At 63.7% G+C, this 22,967-nt stretch carries 23 protein-coding genes and 1 riboswitch; of the genes, 13 read left to right on the top strand and 10 right to left on the bottom strand.

Annotated features, from left to right (window positions below):
• Positions 1-18: 18 nt before the first annotated feature.
• The gene (locus tag IB235_RS11245; RefSeq protein WP_192336795.1) at positions 19-1,647 is read right to left on the bottom strand and encodes a winged helix-turn-helix domain-containing protein; all 1,629 of its coding nucleotides are present in this window, start codon (positions 1,645-1,647) and stop codon (positions 19-21) included.
• Positions 1,648-1,825: 178 nt separating this feature from the next.
• Here IB235_RS11245 and IB235_RS11240 point away from each other — a divergent pair, with 178 nt between their 5' ends.
• The 6 genes from IB235_RS11240 (at position 1,826) to IB235_RS11215 (ending at position 7,081) form a co-directional block, all read left to right on the top strand.
• Entirely contained in the window at positions 1,826-2,032 is a 207-nt protein-coding gene (locus tag IB235_RS11240) for a hypothetical protein (RefSeq protein ID WP_155040144.1), read from the top strand.
• A gap of 138 nt (positions 2,033-2,170) precedes the next feature.
• The gene (locus IB235_RS11235) at positions 2,171-3,283 is read left to right on the top strand and encodes a DegT/DnrJ/EryC1/StrS family aminotransferase (protein WP_155040145.1); all 1,113 of its coding nucleotides are present in this window, start codon (positions 2,171-2,173) and stop codon (positions 3,281-3,283) included.
• 140 nt (positions 3,284-3,423) lie between these two features.
• Positions 3,424-4,329 carry a glycosyltransferase 61 family protein gene (locus tag IB235_RS11230; protein ID WP_192336794.1) on the top strand — a complete coding sequence of 302 codons (906 nt, stop codon included), beginning with the start codon at positions 3,424-3,426 and terminating at the stop codon, positions 4,327-4,329.
• Positions 4,326-5,573: a glycosyltransferase gene (locus IB235_RS11225; protein ID WP_192336793.1), complete on the top strand. Its 1,248-nt coding sequence runs from the start codon at positions 4,326-4,328 to the stop codon at positions 5,571-5,573. The genes IB235_RS11230 and IB235_RS11225 overlap by 4 nt, the downstream gene beginning before the upstream one ends.
• Positions 5,574-5,754: 181 nt before the next feature.
• Complete coding sequence (locus IB235_RS11220; RefSeq protein WP_370576876.1) at positions 5,755-6,456, top strand: fumarylacetoacetate hydrolase family protein; 702 nt, start codon at positions 5,755-5,757, stop codon at positions 6,454-6,456.
• 151 nt (positions 6,457-6,607) lie between these two features.
• Positions 6,608-7,081, top strand: coding sequence for an Lrp/AsnC family transcriptional regulator (locus tag IB235_RS11215; RefSeq protein WP_155040149.1), 474 nt, complete (start codon positions 6,608-6,610; stop codon positions 7,079-7,081).
• Between the two features lie 6 nt (positions 7,082-7,087).
• On the opposite strand, the gene IB235_RS11210 is transcribed toward IB235_RS11215, so the two are convergent.
• The 3 genes from IB235_RS11210 to IB235_RS11200 all read right to left on the bottom strand — a co-directional run bounded on the left by IB235_RS11210 (position 7,088) and on the right by IB235_RS11200 (position 8,668).
• Entirely contained in the window at positions 7,088-7,945 is an 858-nt protein-coding gene (locus tag IB235_RS11210; protein WP_192336791.1) for an SDR family oxidoreductase, read from the bottom strand.
• Positions 7,946-8,126: 181 nt separating this feature from the next.
• The gene (locus tag IB235_RS11205) at positions 8,127-8,312 is read right to left on the bottom strand and encodes a DUF3008 family protein (RefSeq protein WP_192336790.1); all 186 of its coding nucleotides are present in this window, start codon (positions 8,310-8,312) and stop codon (positions 8,127-8,129) included.
• 59 nt (positions 8,313-8,371) lie between these two features.
• Complete coding sequence (locus IB235_RS11200) at positions 8,372-8,668, bottom strand: PRC-barrel domain containing protein (RefSeq protein ID WP_155040152.1); 297 nt, start codon at positions 8,666-8,668, stop codon at positions 8,372-8,374.
• Between the two features lie 149 nt (positions 8,669-8,817).
• Between IB235_RS11200 and IB235_RS11195 the strand changes: the two genes are divergently transcribed.
• Positions 8,818-9,951: a carboxylate-amine ligase gene (locus IB235_RS11195; RefSeq protein ID WP_192336789.1), complete on the top strand. Its 1,134-nt coding sequence runs from the start codon at positions 8,818-8,820 to the stop codon at positions 9,949-9,951.
• On the opposite strand, the gene IB235_RS11190 is transcribed toward IB235_RS11195, so the two are convergent.
• From IB235_RS11190 to IB235_RS11170, 5 genes are all read right to left on the bottom strand, one after another.
• Positions 9,948-10,721, bottom strand: a complete 774-nt coding sequence (locus IB235_RS11190) for a DeoR/GlpR family DNA-binding transcription regulator (RefSeq protein ID WP_192336788.1) — start codon at positions 10,719-10,721, stop codon at positions 9,948-9,950. The two genes, IB235_RS11195 and IB235_RS11190, sit on opposite strands and share 4 nt — an antisense overlap.
• 101 nt (positions 10,722-10,822) lie before the next feature.
• Positions 10,823-11,908 carry an ABC transporter permease gene (locus IB235_RS11185; RefSeq protein WP_155040154.1) on the bottom strand — a complete coding sequence of 362 codons (1,086 nt, stop codon included), beginning with the start codon at positions 11,906-11,908 and terminating at the stop codon, positions 10,823-10,825.
• On the bottom strand, positions 11,905-13,428 hold the full coding sequence (locus IB235_RS11180; protein ID WP_192336787.1) for a sugar ABC transporter ATP-binding protein: 1,524 nt from the start codon (positions 13,426-13,428) through the stop codon (positions 11,905-11,907). The genes IB235_RS11185 and IB235_RS11180 overlap by 4 nt, the downstream gene beginning before the upstream one ends.
• Positions 13,425-14,066 (bottom strand): DUF2291 family protein, encoded by a 642-nt coding sequence (locus IB235_RS11175; RefSeq protein WP_192336786.1) that lies wholly within the window; start codon positions 14,064-14,066, stop codon positions 13,425-13,427. The genes IB235_RS11180 and IB235_RS11175 overlap by 4 nt, the downstream gene beginning before the upstream one ends.
• 56 nt (positions 14,067-14,122) lie before the next feature.
• Positions 14,123-15,061 (bottom strand): D-ribose ABC transporter substrate-binding protein, encoded by a 939-nt coding sequence (locus IB235_RS11170; protein ID WP_155040157.1) that lies wholly within the window; start codon positions 15,059-15,061, stop codon positions 14,123-14,125.
• Positions 15,062-15,381: 320 nt separating this feature from the next.
• Between IB235_RS11170 and IB235_RS11165 the strand changes: the two genes are divergently transcribed.
• The 6 genes from IB235_RS11165 to IB235_RS11140 all read left to right on the top strand — a co-directional run bounded on the left by IB235_RS11165 (position 15,382) and on the right by IB235_RS11140 (position 22,106).
• Positions 15,382-16,848, top strand: a complete 1,467-nt coding sequence (locus tag IB235_RS11165) for an L-fucose/L-arabinose isomerase family protein (protein WP_192336785.1) — start codon at positions 15,382-15,384, stop codon at positions 16,846-16,848.
• Between the two features lie 13 nt (positions 16,849-16,861).
• A complete protein-coding gene (locus tag IB235_RS11160) occupies positions 16,862-17,686 on the top strand; it encodes a transketolase (protein ID WP_192336784.1) in 825 nt (274 codons plus the stop codon).
• Positions 17,686-18,648 carry a transketolase family protein gene (locus IB235_RS11155; RefSeq protein WP_192336783.1) on the top strand — a complete coding sequence of 321 codons (963 nt, stop codon included), beginning with the start codon at positions 17,686-17,688 and terminating at the stop codon, positions 18,646-18,648. The genes IB235_RS11160 and IB235_RS11155 overlap by 1 nt, the downstream gene beginning before the upstream one ends.
• A complete protein-coding gene (locus tag IB235_RS25850) occupies positions 18,645-20,102 on the top strand; it encodes an FGGY family carbohydrate kinase (RefSeq protein ID WP_192336782.1) in 1,458 nt (485 codons plus the stop codon). The genes IB235_RS11155 and IB235_RS25850 overlap by 4 nt, the downstream gene beginning before the upstream one ends.
• 73 nt (positions 20,103-20,175) lie before the next feature.
• A riboswitch (FMN riboswitch) is annotated at positions 20,176-20,307 on the top strand.
• Between the two features lie 76 nt (positions 20,308-20,383).
• The gene (locus IB235_RS11145; RefSeq protein ID WP_155040161.1) at positions 20,384-20,863 is read left to right on the top strand and encodes a 6,7-dimethyl-8-ribityllumazine synthase; all 480 of its coding nucleotides are present in this window, start codon (positions 20,384-20,386) and stop codon (positions 20,861-20,863) included.
• 91 nt (positions 20,864-20,954) lie between these two features.
• On the top strand, positions 20,955-22,106 hold the full coding sequence (locus IB235_RS11140; RefSeq protein WP_192336781.1) for a LysR family transcriptional regulator: 1,152 nt from the start codon (positions 20,955-20,957) through the stop codon (positions 22,104-22,106).
• Here the strand turns inward: IB235_RS11140 and IB235_RS11135 are convergent.
• Positions 22,103-22,963 (bottom strand): NAD(P)-dependent oxidoreductase, encoded by an 861-nt coding sequence (locus IB235_RS11135; protein ID WP_192336780.1) that lies wholly within the window; start codon positions 22,961-22,963, stop codon positions 22,103-22,105. The genes IB235_RS11140 and IB235_RS11135 overlap by 4 nt on opposite strands.
• Between the last annotated feature and the right edge of the window lie 4 nt (positions 22,964-22,967).

Raw genomic sequence — 22,967 nt, 5'->3', positions numbered from 1 at the left:
ATCACAGGTGCGGGGGCTTCAGCGCGGAAGTCCCGCCCGCGACAGCGCGGCCAGCTCGGCCGCGACGATCACGGGATTGCGGTGGCAACTGGTGTCCCGCCAGCCGTCCTGTGTCATCATGGGTCGATGGCGGGCGGCCTTGGCAGTCCATTCCCGTGCCTCCGCCGGCCTGCCCAGTTGCATCAGCGAAATCGCCGCGCTCAGGTTCATGCGCGGCGACAGGTCGGGAACCTGCTGGAATTCGATCACGGCCTGCGCATCACGACCCATCAGGCGATAGGCATTCCCCCTAGATGCATGCGCCGCTGGCTTCAGGTCGGGCTCCCACGCGACGGCCTGATCGATCCAGCCAAGCGCATTGCGATAGTCGCCTGCGCAGATCAGCACCTCGGCCAGACTGCTCAGCATCCGCGCATCAAAGGGCGACAATTCGACCGCCATCCGGGCCTCGGCCACCGCGCCGTCGAAATCGCGGCGCTGTGTCCGCAGAAAGGCATTCAGCCAATGCAGCTGACGCCGGATTTCGGGCGTCAGGTCCTTGCTGCCCGTGACCTGATTGGCCAGCCGCTCGGCCTCGGCAATATGGGCGGCACCTTGGGCGCTGCGATAGGTCCAATGCGCGGCCCAGTGATACCAACCCAGCTTCACCTTGAGCAGCGCCGAATCCGGGTAATGCCCCAGACCCTGCGCCCAGATCCGGCCCGCGCGGTCATTATCCTCGGGGCTGTTCGCACCGCTAAACAGGTCAAGACCGCGCAGGTAATATCCGTATTCGCCCAATCGCGAGGGCGCGCTTTCCCATGCCTGCCGATACAGAACCCGCTTCATCGCGTTCTCCTCGCCGGTCAGGCTGGAGATGATCTGCGCGGTCACCTCATCCTGCGGCGCGACCGCATCCGGACCCGATCGGTCGAAGCGCTCGGACCACAGGCTTTGGCCGGTCGCGACATCGCTCAATTGCGCCACGATCCGTAGCCCATCGCCGCTGCGCCGGACGCTGCCGTCCAGCACGAAATCCGCCCCCAATTCACGACCGATGCGGCGCACATCCACCGGCTCGGCACCATAGCGGAACGAAGAATTGCGCGCGATGACGGTCACATCCGGGGACTTCGCCAGAATCGAGACAATATCCTCAGCCACGCCCCTGCCGACCGGATCAAGCGCCGGATCAGGGCCCAGATTGGCAAAGGGCAGCACGGCGATGCGTGGCGGCCCGGGCAGGACCTGACCGGGCCTGTGCCACAACGCAACGATCAGCAGCAGCGCCAGCAGACCCAATACCAGCAGTCCCCGCGCCGGCTGCGGACGCAACGCGTCAAGACGCACATCCTCGGACAGGTCCAGCCGGTAGCCGCGCCGCGGCACGGTCTTGAGCAGACTGCGATCCGTGTCGCCAAGCGCGCGCCGGATCTCGCTGATGCACTGAACCAGACTGTCATCGGTGACGGCGACGCCCTTCCAGACCGCGTCGATCAGGGCGTCCTTTTCGACCACATCGCCACGATGGCGGACCAACTCGCGCAGCACCGCGAAGCTTTGCGCGCGCAGCGGCACATCCAGCCCCTTCGCGGTCCGCAGCGTGCCGGCCGAGAAGTTCACGATGACATCGTTCAAAACCAATCGCGGGGTCGCAATGCCGTCCATCCGCTACTCCCAGCAGAAAGAACCAAGCCTTTCCCTGAAAGATACCTCAGCCGCGCCCCCCGGCTGCCATGACCTTTCGTCCAAATTTCGTGAAGTTTCGGCGCGGTTTCAGGACAGGCAAAGATCAGTCCTGCTGACCTGTTCTTGTGCAACGCATGATCGCTGACAGGAGTAACCCATGATCGCCTTGGTCATTGCCGCCTGCCTGAACACGACTCAGGAGTGCCGTAACTTTCAACTGCTCTACGACCCTTACGAGGTCTCGATGATGACCTGCATGGTCGCGGGCCAGCCGCAGGTCGCCCGCTGGCAGGTGCAGAACCCCAAATGGCAGATCTCGCGCTGGCATTGCGAGATGCAGGACACCCGCAGCTCCAGCCTGTGACCGCCGCAGATTTGGGCTGCAGCAGACCTATCCAAATGTTCAGGTGCGGGCGTAGACAAATTCAATTGGCGGTTGCCCATTCGTGCTATGGTCAAAGTGTGAGGTTTCGTTCGGTTTGCCTTTTGTGAGGCCGTGTTTATGAGTAGCTCCCCTGTTTTCGTAACCCGACCCGTTCTGCCTTCCCTCACTGACATAATGCCTTTCCTTGAAAGGATATGGACCAGCCGGGTTCTGTCTAACAACGGACCGCTCTTGCAGCAGTTCGAGGCAGATCTGGCGCGGTATCTGGGGGTAGAGTTCCTGAGCATCGTCTGCAACGCCTCGCTGGGGTTGGTGCTGGCGTTGCGCCATTACGGCATTACCGGCGAAGTGATCACCTCGCCGTTTTCCTTTGTCGCCACCAGTCATGCCATCCGCTGGGCCGGGGCCGAACCGGTCTTTGCCGATATCGACCCGCACACGCTGAATCTTGATCCGGCGGCGGTCGAGGCAAGTATCACCCCGCGAACGCAGGCAATCATGGCCGTGCATTGTTACGGCATCCCCTGCGATACCGAGGGGCTGGCCGCCGTCGCGCGCCGTCACGGGCTGAGGCTGATCTACGACGCCGCCCATGCCTTTGGTGTGCGCAAGAACGGACATCCTCTGGTGGCCGAGGGCGATCTTTCGGTTCTGAGTTTCCACGCAACCAAGGTCTTCAACAGTTTCGAGGGCGGGGCGATCGTTTCCCCGGACCGGGAAACCAAGCTGGCGCTGGATCGGCTGGCGAATTACGGGATCGTCGATGAGGTTACGGTCTCGGAAATCGGGCTGAACACCAAGATGAGCGAGCTGCATGCCGCCGTCGGGCTGGCCCTGCTGCCCCGCATCGACGAAATCATCGACGCTCGCGATCATCTGGCCAACCGCTACTGGCAGGCGTTGTCGCAGGTGCCGGGGCTGCATTGCCTGTGCCCGCCCGGCCAGCCGGGTCAGAACTCCTACATGTTCCCGATCCGGGTCGGCCCCGAATACCCGATGAGTCGTGACGCGCTGCACGCCAGGTTGAAAGAGGACGGGATCTTTGCCCGGCGCTACTTCCACCCGCTGATCTCGGATCTGCCGATGTATCGCGACCTGCCCTCGGCCGCGCCCGAGAACCTGCCCAATGCGCGCCCCGCCGGTGAACAAATCCTGTGTCTGCCCCTGTATCCGGACCTGCCGGAAGCAGATCAGGACCGCGTGATCGGGATCGTCAGTCAGCCATGCTGAATTCAGCCCTGATTTCGCGTAATCTCGCGCGGCTATTGCGACGGGGGCCGACAGACCTGTCCAGCTTCGCCATTGAGCGTCGCGAACTTTGCCCAGCCGAAGAGGTGACCCGCCCCCCGGCCCTTCACCCTGATGGCGCGATGGACCGGATCATCGCCCTGTCCCCCTGGCGCGACTGGGAGGTTGAGCGCGGGTTGATCGCCGGAACCCCGATCCTGCACGCCCCAACCGAGGCCCTGATCCTGCCGGATGTGGTTCTGGCCGGGGCTTATCTGTATCGCGGCGGTGCCAAGGAACGCATCGGCCATGGCGAGGCCCGGATGCTGGACCCCGACCTGCCGCCCAGTCAGACCATCCCCGAAGCGTGTCTGGTCTCGGGCTGGACGGGGGCGGATTTCTTTGGAAACTTCATGCAGGACAGCCTGCCGCTTGAAATGATCCCCGGCGACGACGCGCCCCGGATCGCAGCACCGACCAAGCCCTATTCCCATGCATCCGGCTACCGCGTGCTGCTGGACCTGCCCGAGCCGCCAATGCCGCGCCATGCCAGAATCGGACGGCTGACGATCTATCGCGACTTCTCACAGAACAGCTTCAAGCTGGCGCGCTACCGGCAGTTACGCGCCCGCTTGCGCAGCGCAATCGGCACGTTTCCATCGCCGAAGGGCATCTTCATCCGCCGCGGCAGCACGCAGGGCGAGCCACGCTGGCTGAAGAACGAAGAACAGCTTGAGGAAATGCTGGGCAAACTGCGGTTTGACATCATCGACCCGGACCAGATGCAGGCCGATACGATTGCCCGGATCGCGCTGGATGCACCCGTTGTCGTCTCGGTCGAGGGCAGCCATTTGGGCCACGCTCTCTATGCCTTGGCCGATGGCGGGGCCTTCCTTGTCATTCAACCCCCCAACCGTTTCGCCATGCCCTACAAAGAGGTCGCGGACTGTCTGGGCATGCGTTTCGGATTTGTGGTCGGTCATCCCGATCACGGCGGATTTAACGTTGATTTAAAGGAAATCCATTACATGCTGGAGCGTCTTGCATGAGAGGTGACAATATCGAAGGTCCGAACGAACTGATCCTGCTGCCATCGCTTTCCGCGTATCGTGGACCGCGAGGCGGGCTGGTCCTGACTAGGAAATACATGGAAGGCGCGGCACAATATGCCCGGAACTGGCCCGGCCCGGTGACCAGCCTTGTCCGTTTGGACCCGCAGCCGACCACCGACATGGACCATCAGGAATACCTGCCGGGCGAGGATGAGACCGGGCTGGAACTGCGCCCCGAGGTCGGCCCCGAATTGGCCCAACGACTGTCGAGTGCCGCGCAAGTCGTGGGCTTCCTGTCCCGCGACGACGCTCCGATGCTAGAGCTTTGCCAAAGCATCGGGCTGCCGATGGTCTTTGTTTCCGAATACTCCCCCCGCACCGAGAGGCAAATTCTTGCTTCGGAGCAGCTGCACCCGTTGAGGCGCCTGCGTCGCCACGTCTGGCTGTGGCGAAGCGAGCGTATCCGCCGCGACATGCTGCGCCGCGCCGCCGGTCTGCAATGCAGCGGCACGCCAACCTTTGAAAATTATAAGGGTCTGTGCGCTGACACCCACCTGTTCTTCGACAACCGTGTGCGGGCCGCCGAAGTGATCTCGGATGCGGCCATGCAGGCCAAGCTGACGCGCCTGCAGGCGGGTGAACCGCTGCGACTGGTCTTTGGCGGGCGCTTCGTGCCGATGAAGGGGGTAATGGAACTGCCCCGCGTCGCGTCAGAACTGCGCCGCATGAACGTGCCCTTCATTTTTGACATCTGCGGCTCGGGTCCGCAGGAGGCCGAGCTTCGGGCCAGTATCCAGGCCAATGGCCTGCAGGACGTCATGATCCTGCGTGGGGTGTTGGATTTCCAGACCGGCTGGGTTCCCTTCCTGCGCGACACCTCGGACATATTCGTTTGCTGCCACACGCAGGGCGACCCATCCTGCACCTATCCCGAGGTGATGTCCTGTGGCGTCCCCATCGCGGGCTATGCCAATGACGCCTTCCGGGGCATTGTCGAAACCTCGGGTTCGGGCTGGCAGGTGCCAATCTTTGACGCGCCCGCGCTGGCGCGACGCATTGCCGAATTGCACCGCAATCGCGCGCAGATCGCCGAGGCCGCCCTGCGCGCCCGCGATTTCGCCCGCCAGCATGTGTTCGAAACGACATTCGCCGCCCGTACCGCACATTTCATCCGCACCAGCCGTCTGCCCGAGGGCCTGAAGCCCGGCCCGCATGCGGCGCATGTCCATGACCGGACCTGACCGTCCGGCATGATCCCGGCGGACACGGGTGAAAGGCATTACACAGTGGCTGGAGAAGGTCACGGATCGGGAATATCTCGGCTAAGCCGGTGTCGGGGCCTTGACGCCTGCGGCGATACCGGACGCAATGCCGCATCCGCAGGGGCCTTGCCCCCGCGAGGCAAAGCAGGACGGAACCGACGTGACCCAGACATTCGCCTTTGATCCGGCCCCGGTGCCGACCCTTCCCATTGCGGGCAGTGACCAGCTGTTTCCCGTCCGCCGCATCTATTGCGTCGGACGCAATTTCGCCGAACACGCGATCGAGATGGGCCACGATCCCGACAAGGAGCCGCCCTTCTTCTTTCAGAAGAACCCGGATGCCATCGTCCCGCCGGGCGGGGATTTCCCCTACCCCAGCCAATCCTCGGACGTGCATCACGAGGTCGAGCTGGTCGTCGCGCTGAAATCCGGCGGCACCGATATCGCACTGGAACAGGCGCTGGATTGCGTCTTTGGCTACGGCGTCGGTCTGGACATGACCCGGCGCGACCTGCAGGCCGTCGCCAAGAAGATGGGCCGCCCCTGGGAAATCGCCAAATCCTTCGAGGCCTCGGCCCCCTGCGGCGCCATCCAACCGGTCGAGCAGGTCGGCCACCCGGTGAAAGGCACGCTTGTCGCCAAGGTGAACGGCGAATTGCGCCAGCAGGGCTACCTTGAGCAGATGATCTGGAAAGTGCCCGAGATGATCGCCTATCTGTCGCGATTCTTCGAGCTTCGTGCGGGCGACCTGATCATGGCCGGAACTCCTGCCGGGGTCGGCGCGGTGATTCCCGGCGACCGTATCACCGCCGCAATCGAGGGCGTTGGCGAAATCACCGTGAATGTGGTTGCCCAACGCTAATACCCGGCGAAACCCTTGACGAAAGGGGATTCCTCCCCTTTCGAAACCCGGAATGGTTGCATGCAAGTTTTATCACGATTTATCCGATAGACTATTTGTATCGACTGTGGGATAACATTCTCCAGCCCTGCAAGTTTCGAGGTTTGAGCAGATGTTGGACCTGGACCTGATTGACCGAAAAATCGTCGCCGAGTTGATGCGCGACGCCAGCATGCCGATCTCGCAGATCGCAGAGAAGGTCGGCCTGTCCCAGACCCCATGCTGGAAACGCATCCAGAAGCTGGAAACGAATGGCGTGCTGACCGGACGCGTCGCCATGGCCAATCCCGCCCATCTGGGTTTCGACACCATCGTCTTCATCGAAATCGAGGCCCCCGATCACAGCGCCGAATGGCGCGAGCAGTTCGGCCGTGTGGTGCAGACCATGCCCGAGATCATGGAGGCGCATCGCATGGCGGGTGAAATGGACTACCTGCTGCGGGTGGCGGTGCCGAACATGGCGGCGTTTGATTCCTTCTACAAACGCCTGACCGAGGCGCTGCCGATCAAAAGCGTGACCTCGCATTTCTCGTTGGAACGCATCCGCTTCACCACGGCCTATCCGGTGGACACCCGGCATCGGTAGGGGTGGTCAGATCATCGGCATCCCGCCGGTGACGGCAATGGTCGCGCCCGAGACATAGCTGGACATCGGCTCGGCCAGCATCACATAGGCCGAGGCCAGTTCAACCGGCTGTGCCGGGCGCTGCATCGGGTAGTTCTCGCCAAAGCGCGCCACGTCCCTGTGCGACATGCTGGCCGGGATCAGCGGCGTCCAGACCGGTCCGGACGCAACCACATTGGCACGGATACCCTTGTCGGCAAGCATCTGCGCCAGTCCGATGGTGAAATTCTGGATCGCGCCCTTGGTCGCCGCATAGGCAAGCAGCGTCGGATTGGGCTTGTCGGCGTTGATCGAAGCCGTGTTGATGATCGCACTGCCCGGCGGCATATGGGGGATGGCCGCCTTGACCAGATGGAATACGGCGTCGATGTTCACGGCAAAGGTTTTCCGCCATTCCGCGTCGGGAATATCCTCGATCCGGTCGAATTTCATCTGATGAGCGGCGTTGTTGACCAGAATGTCGATCCGTCCAAAGCGCGCGACGGTGCGCGCCACCACGTCGCGGCAATGATCGGCATCGGCAAGGTCTCCGGGCAACAGCGCGCAATCGCGGCCCGCCTTTTCAACAAGGCGCGCTGTATCGCGGGCATCCCATGATTCATTGAGGAAGGACAGCGCGACGTCCGCCCCTTCGCGAGCATAGGCGATGGCGACGGCACGTCCGATGCCGCTGTCTCCGCCGGTGATCAGGGCCACCTTGCCTCGCAATCGGCCATTACCCTGCCACGTCGTTTCACCATGATCCGGGCGCGGTTCCATCACCCGAAATGTTCCGGGCAGGTCCTGAGTCTGTTCGGGAAACGGAGGCTTGGGATAATCCATCATCCTGATTTTCCTCATGTCTCTGGCGGGCTGCGCGCCGCTGTCATGACTTGTATGGAATGGCGTAAACGAAACTTGCTTTCCGCGTCGATGTTCCCGATCCGGCGGACAATCGGCGAAACCCTGCGAATTCTGCGGGCTGCGAAGGGCCAGGAACCGCGCATTCGCGGCCTTGTCCGGACCGCTATTTGCGGACGTGGTCGGGCTTGCCCTTGTGTTTTGTCGCGGCAAATTCCTCCAGCTGTGCCTCGGTCATCGACTCGAACATTTCCTTCGAGGCGCCGCGAAGCGACGTTTTCGTTGTCTCGCCGCGTTTCGCCGACAGGGCCGCGCCTGCGGCCTTTTGCTGCGCCTTGGATTTGGCCGGCATGTTGCGTCCTCCTAGTATCGTGCGGCGGCGCGGGTGGCCCCGCGCCGCGCCGCATCCGATCAGTGACGGTACACGGGCATCTCTTTCAGTTCGCGTTTGTTGTAGCGCGTCACGGCATGGACGTGGCCATCATCGTCGCGCATGAAGTCCAGATCCCGCATCGAAACCGCAACCGGCCTTGTGCCAAAGCCAAGGATGCCACCGACATCCACGATGGCCAGCGCATCGGCCCCGCTGCCATGCAGATGCGACACGATGCCGACCCTTTCCTCTTCTGGACCAAGGACTGTGGCCCCGCCCAGAATTGCTTCGGTCAATTCATCCACCTTCAGCCGCTCGTGCATCGCGTGGTCCATTTTCAGGTCCTCCTGACTGGTTTCACCTGTCTTCCCAACGTCCCCCGGCAGGTCATGTTCCGACAGTTCAAGGCCACGTGAACAGCGGCCCAAAGGAACGAACGTCGGTGCTGCGGCCTTTCCCTGAGGTCCAAGCAGGAGATTGAGCGATGACCGAAGAGCCCGCCTTTACCCTTGGCATCGAGGAGGAATACCTGCTGGTCGATGCCGAATCCGGCCAGTTGACCGACGCGCCTGACGCGCTGATGGCCGCCTGCAAGGCCGAACTGCACGATCAGGTCAGCCCCGAATTCCTGCGCTGCCAGATCGAGGTCGGAACGCCGGTCGCCGCCGATATCACCGAGGCACGTGCGCATCTTGGCCGACTGCGCAGCACCATCGCGCGACAGGCACGGGAATTCGGATTGGCCCCGATTTCGGCCGCCTGTCACCCGCAGGCTGATTGGCGTGATCAGGACCATACCGACAAGGAACGCTACAACCGCCTGTCGCAGGAAATGCGCGGCATGGCGCGGCGGATGCTGATCTGCGGCATGCATGTCCATGTGGGTATCGAGGACCGGGCGCAGCGCATCGACCTGATGAACCAGTTCAAGTATTTCCTGCCGCATCTGTTGGCACTGTCGGCCTCCAGCCCGTTCTGGCAGGGCGACGATACCGGGCTTGCCTCTTATCGGACGACGGTTTTTTCAGGATATCCGCGCACCGGACTGCCGCCCGATATCTTGGATTGGAACGCCTTTGAACGCGCGACCGCGGTGTTGGAAGATCTGGGCATCATCAGGGACAGCAGCGAGATCTGGTGGGACCTGCGCCCTTCGGCCCGTTTCCCGACGCTGGAGACGCGGGTCTGCGACGCATGTCCGCGCCTGTCGGACACGATCACGCTTGCCGCACTGATCCAATCGACGCTGCGCATGCTGTGGCGACTGTCACAGCGCAACATGCGCTGGCGGCAATATGACAATTTCCTGATCGGCGAAAACCGCTGGCGGGCATTGCGCCACGGGCTGGGGCAAGGGCTGATCGACTTTGGCGGCGGCGACATCAAGTCACACGCCCAAATCGCCGAGGAATGGTTGGCGCTCATCGCCGAAGATGCCGACCATCTTGGCAGCCAACCCAGCGTCGCTCGCTTGCGTGATATCAATGCGCAGGGCAATTCCGCCGACCGCCAGCGTGCCGTCTTTGCTGCTGCCACCTCCGCCGGGGCCAGTCGCGACGAGGCCCATCGCGCCGTGGTCATGCACCTGATCCGCGAGTTCAGCGAGGGGCTGGACTAGCGCGCGATCAGCAGCTCAATCCCGCGCGCCTCGAATTCCTTGGCATCGGCATCCGAAATCCCGTCATCCGTGATGAACGAGTGGATCACCTCAAGCGAGCCAAGCCGGGTGAACGAGCTTTTGTTGATCTTGGTGCTGTCGGCCACCAGATACACGCGCGAAGCGGCACGGATCATGGCCTCTTTCAATTGCAGATCGGCAAAGCTGGGATAGGTCAGCCCCGCATCCAATGCGACCCCGGCTGTGGCCAGAAACAGCTTACCGGCGAAAATGTTGCGGAAATATTCGACCGACTTGTCGCCCGACAGCGACAGGGTCGGGGCCTTGAATTGCCCGCCCGGCATATGCACCTCAAAGCCCGGAACCGCCCCCATGATCAGCGCGATGTTCAGCGCATTGGTAATGACGGTCAGGTTGCGGCGATGAACCAGCCGGGTCGCCACCTCGGTCGTGGTCGTGCCCGCATCAAGGATCAGCGTCTCACCATCCTCGACCAGACTGGCCGCCAGCGCGCCGATGCGGCGCTTCTTGTCCATGTTTTCCTGATGGTGCAGGACCAGACTTTCGACCTGCTTCGGGGCCGAGTTCAGATAGGCGCCGCCATGTTCGCGGGTAATATGGCCTTCCGATTCCAGCCGTTCCAGATCCTGCCGAATGGTCGCCTCGGACACCTGGAACGCGGCAGCCAGTTCGCGCACGCGGGCCGCGCCCTCCTCCTGTATCCATTCAAGAATACGGCGGCGGCGTGGTTCGGACAGAAGCCCGATCATGGACTCGTCACGCGTGGGCTCGGGGTTTTGCGGCACGAGAGGCTCCGGCAGAAGGATGGTCGGGCGGGTCTTAGGCGATCCCCGCCCGATTGGCAAAGCAGTCAACTCACATGGGCTGCGGCGGCTTCCTGTTGCAGCGCCACACGCGCCTGCAGGCGGCTTTGTGCCTGATCGATGACCACGGCGGCAATGATGACAAGGCCCTTGATGACCGTCTGCCAGAATGAGGAGACGCCCATCATGATCAGCCCATCCGACAGGATGCCGATGACGAAGGCACCAACAATGGTGCCGCCGATCCGCCCGCGCCCGCCCGACATCGAAGTACCACCCAGCACGGCGGCCGCGATGGCGTTCAGCTCGAAGGTCTCGCCCGTCGCCGGATGGCTGGCCTGCAACTGGCTGGCGATGATCAGCCCGACCAGCGCCGCGCAGAAGCCCGAAAAAACATAGACGAACAGCTTCACCCGGTTGACCTTGACGCCGGACAGCGCCGCGCCACGTTCATTGCCCCCGACCGCATAGATGTGACGACCCAGCGGCGTGCGTCCCGCGACATAGGCGGCAATCGCCGCCACCGCGATCAGCATCCAGATCATGAAGGGCAGGCCCAGCAGATTGCCCGTGCCGATGAACGGAAAGCTGGCCGAGCCATATTCCGGGTTCCCCGACAGGTTCGGGAACGTCCGCCCCCCCGAGGCCAGCAGCGCCGCCCCCCGCGCCACGTAAAGCGTGCCCAAGGTGGCGATGAACGGCGCGACATTCAGCTTGGTGATCAACAGCCCGTTGATAAGGCCGACAAACATGCCGACCAGCACGGTAATCAGTGCGATCTCAACGGTATTGAACTGGATGGAATAGGCGATGCCGATGGCGTTCAGGTCGATCCCGTAAAGCACCAGCCAGCCCGCAACCATGCCGCAAAGACCGACGATCGAGCCGACGGACAGGTCGATGCCGCCGGTGATGATGACAAATGTCATGCCGATGGCCAGAAACGCGTTCAGCGCCACGTGCTTCGAGATGATGACGGCATTGGCAGTGGTCAGGAAGTTCGGCGCGTTGATCGCGAAGAAGGCAAAGACAAGGATCAGCGCGACAAAGGTGCGCATCTTCAGCAGCAAAAGCAGCGCGCTGGTCCCCGAGGAAACCGAGGGGCTGGCGGCGGTTCGGGTGGTGGCGCTCATGCGGCACTCTCCTTGACGGGGGCGGTGGCGGCGATCACCTCGGCGGCATCGGTGCCGCTGGGGAATGTCCCGGTGATGCGGCCATTGGCCATGACGATGATGCGGTCTGACAGGGCAAGCACCTCGTCCAGATCCGAAGTAACGAAGAGGATGCCCAGCCCTTCGGCGGCAAGGCGGCGCATGGTGCGAAACACCTCGGCCTTGGCGCCGATGTCGATCCCGCGCGAGGGTTCATCCATCAGCAGGATCTTGGGGTCGGTCATAAGCGCCTTGCCGATGACAACCTTTTGCTGGTTGCCCCCCGACAGGCTGGAGACCGGGTTTTCGGGGCTGGCGACCTTGATGGTCAGCCGCTTGACGAATTCGGCGGCGGTGCGCGCCTCGGCCTTGAGATCCAGATGGAAAAGGCGGGTGAACCGCCCCAGTGCCGAAAGCGTCAGGTTCTCGCGGATGGCCATGATCTGGACCAAGCCGTCGCGCTTGCGATCCTCGGGGATCAGGGCGATGCCGCGGGCGATCCGCCCGGCCACGTCACGCTCGGTCAGGGGTTTCCCCTCGACAAAGAAGCGCCCGCCTGAATGCGGGTGCTGGGCCATGATGCATTCCAGAAACTCGGTCCGCCCTGCCCCCATCAGCCCGTAAAGCCCGACGATCTCGCCCGAACGGACCGACAGCGAGACATGATCCACCGCATTGCCGCCGCCGGGGCGGGGCAGGACGACTTCTTCGGCGCGAAAGACCTCATCGCCGAAATTCGGCGGTTCGGTGCGCCCGAATTCCTTGGAACTGTCGCCAATCATGGCGCGCACGATCCAGGGGATGTCGACGCCCTGCATCGGGCGCGAGCCGGTGATCGTGCCGTCGCGCAGCACGGTGATGTAGTCACCGATGCGGATCAGTTCCTCCAGCCGGTGGCTGATATAGACGATGCCGACACCATGCGCCTTCAGATCGGCGATGACCCGGAACAGCACCTCGACCTCGGCCGCGGACAGGGCCGAGGTGGGTTCGTCGAGGATCAGGATTTCCGCGTTCTGGGCCAAGGCCTTGGCGATCTCGACGATCTGCTGCTGTCCGATGCGCAGGTTGCCCAAAGGGGTATCGGGATCGATGGGCTGTTCCAGCCGCTTCATCAGCCGGGCGGTTTCGGCCCGCTGATGCTCGCGGTCGATATCGACGCCCGCACGGGTCGGCTCGCGACCGATGAAGATGTTTTCCGCCACCGTGAGGTTGGGGAAAAGGTTCAGTTCCTGAAAGACGATGCCGATGCCCTGCGCCACCGCATCCGCCTTGGAACGGAAATGCACCACCTGTCCATTGCGGGAGGTATCTCCCTCTGTCAGGGATTCAACCCCGGCGATGACCTTCATCAGCGTGGATTTTCCGGCGCCGTTTTCGCCCACCAGCACATTGACCGCACCCATGCGCAGGTCGAAATCGACGCCCTTCAGCGCCACGGTGCCGGGATAGACCTTGACGCCCCTGCGAATGGTCAGACCGATCGGATGGTCCTCGGTCATGGTGCGACCTCGACGCTGATCGGGGTGACCAGCCAGTCTTCGGTGGCCGAGCGGATGGCAAACACCCCGGTAAAGCTGGCTGTCTTGCCGGTCGGGTCGCCCTCAATAGTCAGCCCCGCCGTGGCCTTGTCATTCAGCGCCCGGCCAAGCTTGGCGAATTCGATCTGGTCGCGGAAATTGGTGAAGTCGTAGAAGGGCGAGTAATCGCGCAGGGCCGAGCCCTTGACCACTGGCCCCAGTTGCAGCGTCACATCCGCCGCGCCGTCATTGTCGGTGTCGATCCCCATGGTGCGGGCGCGGCTGTCCAGTTTCGCCTCGATCACCTTGCCCTGTCCCTTGACGGCAAAGTTCCATGCCGCACCGGCACCTGACCCGGCTTTGCCATGTGCCTTGCCCGCCGCGTCCAGCCCACCGGCGATGGCCGCGCGCAGATCGGCGACCGGCACTGCCTTGTCGCGGATGGTCGGCAGCAGCTTCGGTTCCCATGTGTCGGTCAGCAGGTTCTGGATGCGGGCATCATCGCCGCTGGCATCCGCAGCCGGGGCTTTGCCTTCGACGCTGTCGGTCTTGACGATCTTGCAGGCGCTTGGCCCAAAGCCCGCAGCCAGACAGGCCACGGTCAGGAGAATGCGTTTCATCGGGATCTCGCAACTTCTAAAGGCCCGGTGCGGGCTTACCGCACCGGGCGAAGGCGTCAGTTCAGCGCAAAGGTTTCCAGTTTCGACGCGTTGTCCGCGTTGATCAGGATGCAATCCATCAGCTGTTTTTCCTCAAGCCCGGTCGAACCGGTCTTCAGGAACTTGTCGGCCTGCTCGACCGCCATCTGTGCCTGGCTATAGGCCGGCTGCAGCACCGTCGCCTTGATCCCGCCCTTGGCGATCGAGTCGCGCACGTCGTTCGAGCCGTCAAAGCCCACCACGATCACATCGGTGCGGCCCGCAGCCTCAAGCGCGGCCCAGGCGCCCATCGCCATGGTGTCGTTGCCCGAGATCACGCCCTTGATCCCCGGATTGGCCTGCAGCATCGATTCCATGACCGTATAGGCCTCGGTCTGGGACCAGTTGGCGGTCTGCTGCGCGACCATCTTCATGTCGGGATATTGGTCGATCACGTCGTGATAACCCTGCGAGCGGATGCCGGCATTGGTGTCGGATTCCTTGCCCAGCAGCTCGGCATATTCGCCTTTTTCACCCAGCAGCTTGACGAATTCCTCGGCCCCAAGCTGCGCGCCTTGGTAGTTGTTCGAGACGATCTGCGACACGGCCACGCCCGAGGCAGTGATCTCGCGGTCGATCAGGAAGCTGGGGATGCCCGCATCCTTGGCCTTCTGGACCGCTGCGACCGAGGCATCGGCGCCGGCATTGTCCAGAACGATCGCCTTGACCTTGGCGGCGATGGCGCTGTCGAACAGTTGCGATTGCTTGTTGGCGTCATCGTCATGGACCAGCACCATGGTCTCATAGCCCAGTTCCTTGGCCTTTGCGGCAGCACCGTCGGCCTCGGCCTTGAAGAACGGGTTGTCATGGCTGGGGGTAATGATGGCGATGGTGTCGGCAGCAGCAGCCAGCGACGGCAGCGCGCCCGCCATGGCCAAGGCCATGGCCGACACCAGAATGCGGCGTTTGAAGTTCATGGTCTTCCTCCCTTTGTGCCGCCTTTCCGGCAGCGACTCCTCCGCACCATTCCTGCGACTTGTTGGCATTTCCAGTCAAGTGTTTTCGTTTTCTGCGATTTGATTTCGGATACTCCGATCAGTTACCGCAGCCCACATCGTGCAGCCGCAGCACAAAATTTCGCAATTGCAGCAATAATTACAGGATATATACGCCGCGTTGCGAGTGACAGTTGGGCTTGCGTCACGGCCCCGACTCGGATTAAAAGCGCAGTAATCGAAAGCAATCGAAACGCTTTCGCAGGGCCGCATGAGGGGTGCGGCCCCGACCGGAGGAACACATGACGCTAACCATCCGCCGCAAGGTCACTCTCGGCGTGGTCATTGGCAGCCGGGCATTCTTCAGCCCCGCGCCGTGCAAGGCCGCGCGCGACGAGGTTCTGGCCCAGCTTGAGCGACTGGGCATCGACGCCATCATCCTGCCCTATGAGGCAACCGCCAATGGCGCGGTGCAATCCATCGCGGATGCCGAGCTTTATGCCGCGCATTTCAAGGCGAACCGCGACCGCATCGACGGTCTGGTGATCTGCCTGCCGAATTTCGGCGACGAGATCGCGATAGCCGAGTTGGTCAACCGCGCAAAACTGAACGTGCCGATCCTACTGCAGGCCTCGAATGACGAGGTCGATAAGGTATCCGTGGCCGAGCGCCGCGATGCCTTCTGCGGCAAGCTGTCGGTGTCAAACAACTTCTGGCAATACGGCATCCCCTTCACCGAGACGACCAACCACACCAGCGACACCTGGGGCGAGGAATTCGGCCGCGATCTGGACCGTTTCGCGCGCACCTGCCGCACGGTGAAGGGGCTGACCAATGCCCGCATCGGCTCGATCGGGGCGCGCACTGGCGCGTTCCAGACCATGCGCTATTCGGAAAAGCTGCTGCAGGCCTCGGGCCTGACGGTGGTGACGGTGGACCTGTCCGAGATGATGGGCGCGGCAGCGGCCATTCCTGACGGCGACCCGGATCTGCTGGCCAAGATGGACAAGATCCGCGCATATGGCACGATCCCCGCCCATATCCAGCCCGCCCAGATCCAGAAGCAGGCGAAATGGACCCTCGCCGTCAACCGCTGGATCGAGGAAAACGGCTGCGACGCCTCGGCCATTCAGTGCTGGCGCTCGCTTCAGGATAATTTCGGCTGCGCCACCTGCGTCACCATGTCGATGATGGGCGAAGAGCTGATGCCCTCGGCCTGCGAGGTCGATGTGATCGGCGCGGTGTCGATGTATGCCTTGGCCTTGGCCTCGGGCGCGCCGCCGGCGCTGCTTGATTGGAACAACAACTACGGCCATGAGCAGGACCTGTGCGTCTGCACCCATTGCGGCAATTATCCCAAAAGCTTCATCGGCGACACGCCCGAGATCAGCGAGCTGGACGTTCTGGGCGAGGTCATCGGCAAGTCGAAATGCTTCGGCGCGGTCAAGGGCAAGGTGAAGCCCGGCCCGATGACCTATTTCCGCCTGTCCACCGATGACCGACTGGGCCGGATGAAATGCTATCTGGGCGAGGGCGAGTTCACCGACCACCCCTTCCCGATGGATGGCGGCATTGCCGTTACCCGCGTGCCGAACCTGCGCAAGTTGATGCGCTTCGTCAGCCAGAACGGGTTTGAACATCACGTCGCCATGGTGCGCGGCAATCATGCCGATGTCGTCCATGAGGCGGTGACCCGCTATCTTGGCTGGCCGATCTATCACCACGAGGCCGAGCCGGAACCCCAGCTGACCTTCCCCAACCGCTTCTGATCCGGGACATGACATGACACTGGAAAACGATCCCACCGCCCTGATCCGCGAAAAGGCGCTTTGGATGCGCCGCACCGCCTTCCGCATGGTGCATGAGGCGCAGCTGGGCCATCCCGGCGGCGATTTCTCGGCCATCGACGTGATGGCGACGCTGTATTTCGGTGTCATGAATTACGATCCCGCCCGCCCCGACTGGGACGGACGTGACCGCTTCATCATGTCCAAGGGCCATGCCACCGGGGCGCTTTACACCGCACTGTGCGCAGCAGGATATTTCCCGGAAGACTGGCTGAAAACCTATATGCAGCCGAAATCGCTGCTGAACGGCCACCCGAACCGCAACTACCTGCCGGGGATCGAGACCAATACCGGGCCTTTGGGCCACGGCTTCCCCGTCGCTTTGGGCATCGCGATTGCCGGGCAGATCTCGGGCGCGGATTACCGGACCTTCGTGCTGACCGGCGACGGCGAACAGCAAGAGGGCTCGAACTGGGAGGCCGCGATGACCGCCGGTCACCGCAAGCTGGAAAACCTGACCCTGATCATCGACCGCAACCGCTTGCAGCAGGGTCAGGGCACGGAACAGACGGCGGGCCTCGATCCGCTGGACGACAAGTATCGCGCCTTTGGTTTCCATGTCGAAATGGTCGATGGCCATGATGTAGATGCGCTGCTGAGCCTACTGTCGGCCTCGCCCAAGGGTCGCGGCAAGCCGCTTTGCATCATCGCCAATACCGTCAAGGGCAAGGGTGTCTCTTTCATGGAGAACCAGGCCAGCTGGCATCACGGCGTGCCGAACACCGAACAATTCGCAAAAGCCATGGAGGAACTGGTCTGATGGCTGCTCCCGCTGCAACCAAGGAAGGGCTGCGCGATTGCCGCGATGCCTGGGCCGCGACCATCGTCGATCTGGCCGCGAATGATCCGCGCATCGTCGCCGTGGTGAACGATTCCATCGGCTCGTCCAAACTGGGCGGCTTCCAGAAGCAGTTCCCGGACCGGCTGGTCAATGTCGGTATCGCCGAACAATGTATGGTCGGCGTCGGCGCGGGTCTGGCCAATGGCGGCAAGATCCCCTTCGTCTCGGCGGCGTCCTGCTTCCTGACCGGCCGCTCGCTGGAGCAGGTCAAGGCTGATGTCGCCTATGCCGGTTTCAACGTGAAGCTGGTCGGCCAGTCCTCGGGCGTGGCCTATGGCGAGTTGGGTGCGACACACCATTCGATTGAGGATTTCGCCTGGCTGCGCCCGCTGACCCAGATCACCGTCATCGTTCCTGCCGATGCCTGGGAAACCGCCGAGGCGGTGAAATGGGCCGCCGGCCATGATGGCCCGGTCTATCTGCGCCTGTCGCGGATGCCGGTTCCGGATCTTGCCGTGGAAAACCGCACCTTCCGTCCCGGCAAGGCCGAGACCTTGCGCGCGGGCAGCGACGTGACGCTGATCGCCAATGGCACCATCTCGCATATCGCGCTTGCTGCCTCGGACCTGTTGGCGGCCGAAGGGATCAATGCCCGCGTGCTGAACATGGCGACGCTGAACCCGCTGGACGAGGAAGCCGTTCTGGCCGCCGCCGAGGAAACCGGCGCCATCGTCACTGCCGAGGAAGCCTCGGTCCGGGGCGGTCTGGGCGGTGCGGTGGCGGAACTCACCTCGGCCCATCGCCCGGTCCCGGTCGAGCGCGTGGGCTTCCCCGGCTTCCTGCCCACCGGTTCGGTCGAATGGCTGTTCAACGAATATGGCCTGACGCCCGAGGGTATCGCCGCCCGCGCGAAGCTGGCCCTGCAAAGGTCCGGTAAGTGAGCGAGGCTTCCCTTGTCCTTGCCATTGACCAAGGCACGACCAACACCAAGGCGGTGCTGGTCGATGCCTCGGGCAAGATCCATGCCCGCGCCAGTGCACCCCTGGCCACCAGCTACCCGCAGCCTGGCTGGGCCGAGCAATCGGCCACGGCAATCTGGGACAGCGTGCGGGATGTGGTGGCGCAGCTGTCGGGGACCTCGGATCAGATCGCGGCCATCGCTCTGGCCAACCAGCGCGAAACGCTGGTGCTGTGGGACGCGGAGACCGGCGAGCCCATCGCCCCCGCGATCATCTGGCAATGCCGCCGCACCGCCGAGACTTGCGCCCGGCTGATCGCCCAAGGTCATGACGCCCGCGTGGTCGAACTGACCGGGCTGGGCATCAATCCCTTGTTTCCTGCATCGAAACTGGGTTGGGCGATGGAGAACATCCCCGCCGCGCGCGATCTGGCCGCGCAAAGTCGGCTGCGGGCGGGCACGGTGGACGCGTGGCTGTTGTGGAAGCTGACCGGCGGCGCAAGCTTCCTGACCGACCATTCCAACGCGTCGCGCACCCAGCTTTTCGACACTCAGCGGCTGGAATTCAGCCCCGAGCTTTGCGCCCTGTTCGGCGCGCCGATCGAGGCCCTGCCCCGCCCGGTTCCGTCAGATTCCGAATTCGGCCTGACCGCCCCGCGGGCCACCGACCTGCCCGCCGGCATCCCGATCCGGGCAATGATGGGCGACAGCCATGCCGCGCTTTACGGACATGGCGTGCGCGCACCCGGCCCGGTCAAGGCGACCTTCGGCACCGGCTCATCGCTGATGACGCTGACGCCGGGGCGGGTGGCCTCAAGCCACGGGCTGTCGGGCACAATTGCCTGGAGCGACCGAAACGGCACCGCCCATGCGCTGGAAGGCAACATCACTGTCTCGGCGCAGGCGGCAGGTTTCATGGCCGCGTTGTTGGGGATACAGGATGCCCGCGCCCTGTCCGATCTGGCGCAAAGCGTGCCGGATGCCGGCGGCGTGGTTTTTGTCCCGGCGCTGGCTGGTCTTGGCGCGCCACATTGGGATGACCGAGCGACTGGTCTGGTCACCGGCATGACCCACGCCACCCGGCCTGCGCATCTGGCCCGCGCCACGTTCGAGGCCATCGCCCATCAGATCGCCGATGTCCTGACCGCAATGGAGCGTGACATCGGCCACCCACTGGCGGATCTGCGCGCCGATGGCGGGGCGTCGGGGAACCCCTTCCTGATGCAGCTTCAGGCCGATCTTCTGGACCGCCCCGTGCTGCGCGCCGAGGTTGAAGAGGTCGGCGCATTGGGGGCCGCTGCCATGGCCTTTGCCGCTTTGGGATATTCCGCGCCGCCGGGTGAAAGCACCACCCGTTTCGCGCCCGGCATGGACTTCACGCAGCGCGCGCATCTGCGCGAAATCTGGGCAAACGCGGTCGCGCGGGCGCGGCACTGAATCGCCGCGGCGCGAATTTCGTTCATGCCGCGGCGCGGCGCATTGAAGTCCTCGAACTGCGTTGCTATGTCGCAGTTATTCTCAGGGCGGGGTGCGATTCCCCACCGGCGGTGATAGCCCGCGAGCGCCCTTGCCTTGGCTAGGGGTCAGCAGATCCGGTGAAATTCCGGGGCCGACGGTATAGTCCGGATGAAAGAGAACCGACAGGGATTCCGGCCAGCCCGGCATCCTTCAAGGCATGCCTTGGGACCTGACGCAACCGACCGCAGGGGTCCTGAATTATGACGACCAAGACGAAATCCCCCCGTATCGCCTTTATCAAGGCTCGTTGGCACGCCGATGTGGTGGACCGCGCGCATGAAGGCTTTCTGGCCGAGGCCGCGACGCTGATCCCCGGTGCCGTGACCGACGCCTTCGACGTGCCCGGCGCGTTCGAGATGCCGTTGCTGGCCAAGAAACTGGCACAGACCGGCCGTTATGACGCAGTCGTCGCCGCCGCGCTGGTGGTCGATGGCGGTATCTATCGCCACGATTTCGTGGCCGCCGCCGTGGTCAACGGGCTGATGCAAGCCGGGCTGGAAACCGGCGTGCCGTGCTTCTCGGTCTCGCTGACGCCGCACAACTATCAGGAAACCGAGCTGCACACCGGCTTCTTCCGCGAGCATTTCGTCAAGAAGGGCGCGGAAGCCGCCAATGCCGTCGCCCAGATGCTGACGCTGGAAGCCGAGCTTTCCGCATCCGCTCAAAGCGCCGCGGCCTGACGCGACCCAACGTGACGCCGGGCCATTCCGGCGTCACGACAAGATCAAGAATTTCCTTGCCAAATTGCCGGACCGCGCCCATCACACGGTCATGCAACCCAGCATCCGCCACCTTCGAATGTTCCTTGCGCTGGTGCGCAGCCATTCGGTGACGCGGGCCGCCGAATTGTGCCATGTCTCGCAGCCAGCGGTGACGCAGGCGATGGGCAAGCTGGCGCAGGAAACGGGACAGACCCTGTTCCACCGCAGCCCGCAGGGGATTTTTCTGACGGATCCGGGCCAGACCTTGGCCCGTCGTGCCACACGCGCCTTGCAGATTTTGGATACCGCGATGGCCGACATGGCCCGACCCGTCAGGGTACAGGCGACATGGGCGCAGCTTTCGGCGCTGATCGCCGTCAGCGAGCTGCAGAATTTCACCCTTGCCGCGCGACATCTGGGACTGGCCCAGCCGACCGTGCATCGCTCGACCACGACGCTGGAGCAGGCGGCGGGGGTGCTGTTCTTTCAACGCACCGCGCATGGGCTGATCACCACCCGCGCGGGCGAGCAACTGGCGCAGGCCGCGCGTCTGGCCATGGCGGAACTGGCGCAGGCCGAGTCCGAGCTGGCCGCATTGGCCGGGCGCGAGGTCGGACGCATCGTCATCGGGGCGCTGCCGCTGTCACGCTCGGGCTGGTTGCCCTCGGCCATCCTCGAATTTCGCAAGCTGCGGCCCAGCTTTCCCTTTCAGATCATCGACGGGCGCTATGATGAATTGCTGCTGGGCCTGCGCCGGGGCGAGATCGACATGGTGCTGGGGGCGCTGCGCCTGCCCAGCCCGATCGAGGACATCACGCAGGAACGGCTGTTTGACGATGAGGTTGTGGCCGTCGCCCGCAAGGATCATCCGCTGCTGGGCAAACCCGTGCTGACCGTCGACGACCTGACGACCCATCCTTGGGTCATGCCGCGCAAATCGACACCTATCCGCGCCATTCTGGACGGTTTTCTGGCCGATGGTCCACCCAGCGTCATCGAAACCTCATCGGTGATCATGCTGCGCGAACTGTTGCTGGGCAGCGACCATCTGGGCGGCGTATCGCGCAGGCAGGCCGAGGTCGAGGCCGCCGCATTGGCCATCCTGCCCCTGCACCTGCCCGGCGCGATGCGGCCCATCGGCATCACCACCCGCAGCGGATGGGAGCCGACCGGCGTCCAGCGCGACTTCCTTGAGATATTGCGCAAAGGCGCGGGCGGCTAAAGTCTGCCCAGCACGGCGTCCGCACGTTGCGGAAAACTGTCATCGCCGGGCGCAAGCTGCATGTCGCCCAGACGCTGCTGCCAGTCGGCGCTGGCGCTGGACAGCGCATTGGGCAGGTTCAGCTCGGCCAGCGTGGCGGCGACCTCACGCATCTCGGCGGCGCGGCGATGGCCATGGACCATCATCCGCTCAAGGTTGTAGGCGGCCTGCGCGGGCCAGTCGATGCCGGGATTTGAAGCCGCAAGCGAGGCAAGGACCGCCCCCTCGACCCCGGCGCGGCGCGCGGCCAGCAGGCATTCGGCGGTCAGCGCCTCCATCCCCTTGATCAGGACCGAGCGGATCATCTTGATCGACGAGGCATCGCCCACCGTCGCGCCCGCGATCCGGGCCTGCATGCCAAGCGTCTCAAGCAACCGCGCAGCGAATTCGGCATGGGGTCCCGCGATCAGCAAGGGCGTGCGGTGCAGCTTGGGATGGACCGGGGCCATGATCGCGACATCGACATAACGCCCGCCCACTGCCGAGATCAGCTCTGCGGCACGGCGTTTCGCGCCGGGGGAGCAGCTGTTGCCGTCCAGCCAGAATGCGCCCGTGGGCAGATAGGGCGCTGCCTGTTCAGCGGCCTCGACCGCGCGATCGGCGGTGACAAGGCAGAAAACAGCCTCGGCCCCGTCCAAGGCCCCCGCGCGATCCGCCAACAAAGTGACGCCTGTGCGCGCCGCCCGAGCAGCAGGGGTGTCGCTTTTCACATCATAGGCCCGCGCGTGGCTGGCCGCGTCCGGTCCCCAGCCGGTGGCAAATGCCTCGGCCGCCTCGCCAAAGCCGATAAAGGCAAGCTGCGGGTGGGTTTGGGTCATGGCA

It is taken from the genome of Paracoccus sp. PAR01 (assembly GCF_014851995.1).
Classification (GTDB): Bacteria; Pseudomonadota; Alphaproteobacteria; order Rhodobacterales; family Rhodobacteraceae; genus Paracoccus; species Paracoccus litorisediminis.
Note: the sequence above shows the minus strand (reverse complement) of the source record. Positions and strands in the feature narration are given on the sequence as shown.

Bases quoted from the DNA above. Each gene is read 5' to 3' on its own strand.
- IB235_RS11145 (WP_155040161.1), top strand. From the start codon at position 20,384: ATGACGACCAAGACGAAATCCCCCCGTATCGCCTTTATCAAGGCTCGT.
- IB235_RS11155 (WP_192336783.1), top strand. From the start codon at position 17,686: ATGGCTGCTCCCGCTGCAACCAAGGAAGGGCTGCGCGATTGCCGCGAT.
- IB235_RS11215 (WP_155040149.1), top strand. From the start codon at position 6,608: ATGTTGGACCTGGACCTGATTGACCGAAAAATCGTCGCCGAGTTGATG.
- IB235_RS11225 (WP_192336793.1), top strand. From the start codon at position 4,326: ATGAGAGGTGACAATATCGAAGGTCCGAACGAACTGATCCTGCTGCCA.
- IB235_RS11175 (WP_192336786.1), bottom strand. From the start codon at position 14,066: ATGAAACGCATTCTCCTGACCGTGGCCTGTCTGGCTGCGGGCTTTGGG.
- IB235_RS11240 (WP_155040144.1), top strand. From the start codon at position 1,826: ATGATCGCCTTGGTCATTGCCGCCTGCCTGAACACGACTCAGGAGTGC.
- IB235_RS11245 (WP_192336795.1), bottom strand. From the start codon at position 1,647: ATGGACGGCATTGCGACCCCGCGATTGGTTTTGAACGATGTCATCGTG.
- IB235_RS11230 (WP_192336794.1), top strand. From the start codon at position 3,424: ATGGACCGGATCATCGCCCTGTCCCCCTGGCGCGACTGGGAGGTTGAG.
- IB235_RS11185 (WP_155040154.1), bottom strand. From the start codon at position 11,908: ATGAGCGCCACCACCCGAACCGCCGCCAGCCCCTCGGTTTCCTCGGGG.
- IB235_RS11235 (WP_155040145.1), top strand. From the start codon at position 2,171: ATGAGTAGCTCCCCTGTTTTCGTAACCCGACCCGTTCTGCCTTCCCTC.
- IB235_RS11200 (WP_155040152.1), bottom strand. From the start codon at position 8,668: ATGGACCACGCGATGCACGAGCGGCTGAAGGTGGATGAATTGACCGAA.
- IB235_RS11135 (WP_192336780.1), bottom strand. From the start codon at position 22,963: ATGACCCAAACCCACCCGCAGCTTGCCTTTATCGGCTTTGGCGAGGCG.
- IB235_RS11190 (WP_192336788.1), bottom strand. From the start codon at position 10,721: ATGATCGGGCTTCTGTCCGAACCACGCCGCCGCCGTATTCTTGAATGG.
- IB235_RS11165 (WP_192336785.1), top strand. From the start codon at position 15,382: ATGACGCTAACCATCCGCCGCAAGGTCACTCTCGGCGTGGTCATTGGC.
- IB235_RS11140 (WP_192336781.1), top strand. From the start codon at position 20,955: ATGCAACCCAGCATCCGCCACCTTCGAATGTTCCTTGCGCTGGTGCGC.
- IB235_RS11195 (WP_192336789.1), top strand. From the start codon at position 8,818: ATGACCGAAGAGCCCGCCTTTACCCTTGGCATCGAGGAGGAATACCTG.
- IB235_RS11160 (WP_192336784.1), top strand. From the start codon at position 16,862: ATGACACTGGAAAACGATCCCACCGCCCTGATCCGCGAAAAGGCGCTT.
- IB235_RS11210 (WP_192336791.1), bottom strand. From the start codon at position 7,945: ATGATGGATTATCCCAAGCCTCCGTTTCCCGAACAGACTCAGGACCTG.
- IB235_RS11170 (WP_155040157.1), bottom strand. From the start codon at position 15,061: ATGAACTTCAAACGCCGCATTCTGGTGTCGGCCATGGCCTTGGCCATG.
- IB235_RS11180 (WP_192336787.1), bottom strand. From the start codon at position 13,428: ATGACCGAGGACCATCCGATCGGTCTGACCATTCGCAGGGGCGTCAAG.
- IB235_RS11205 (WP_192336790.1), bottom strand. From the start codon at position 8,312: ATGCCGGCCAAATCCAAGGCGCAGCAAAAGGCCGCAGGCGCGGCCCTG.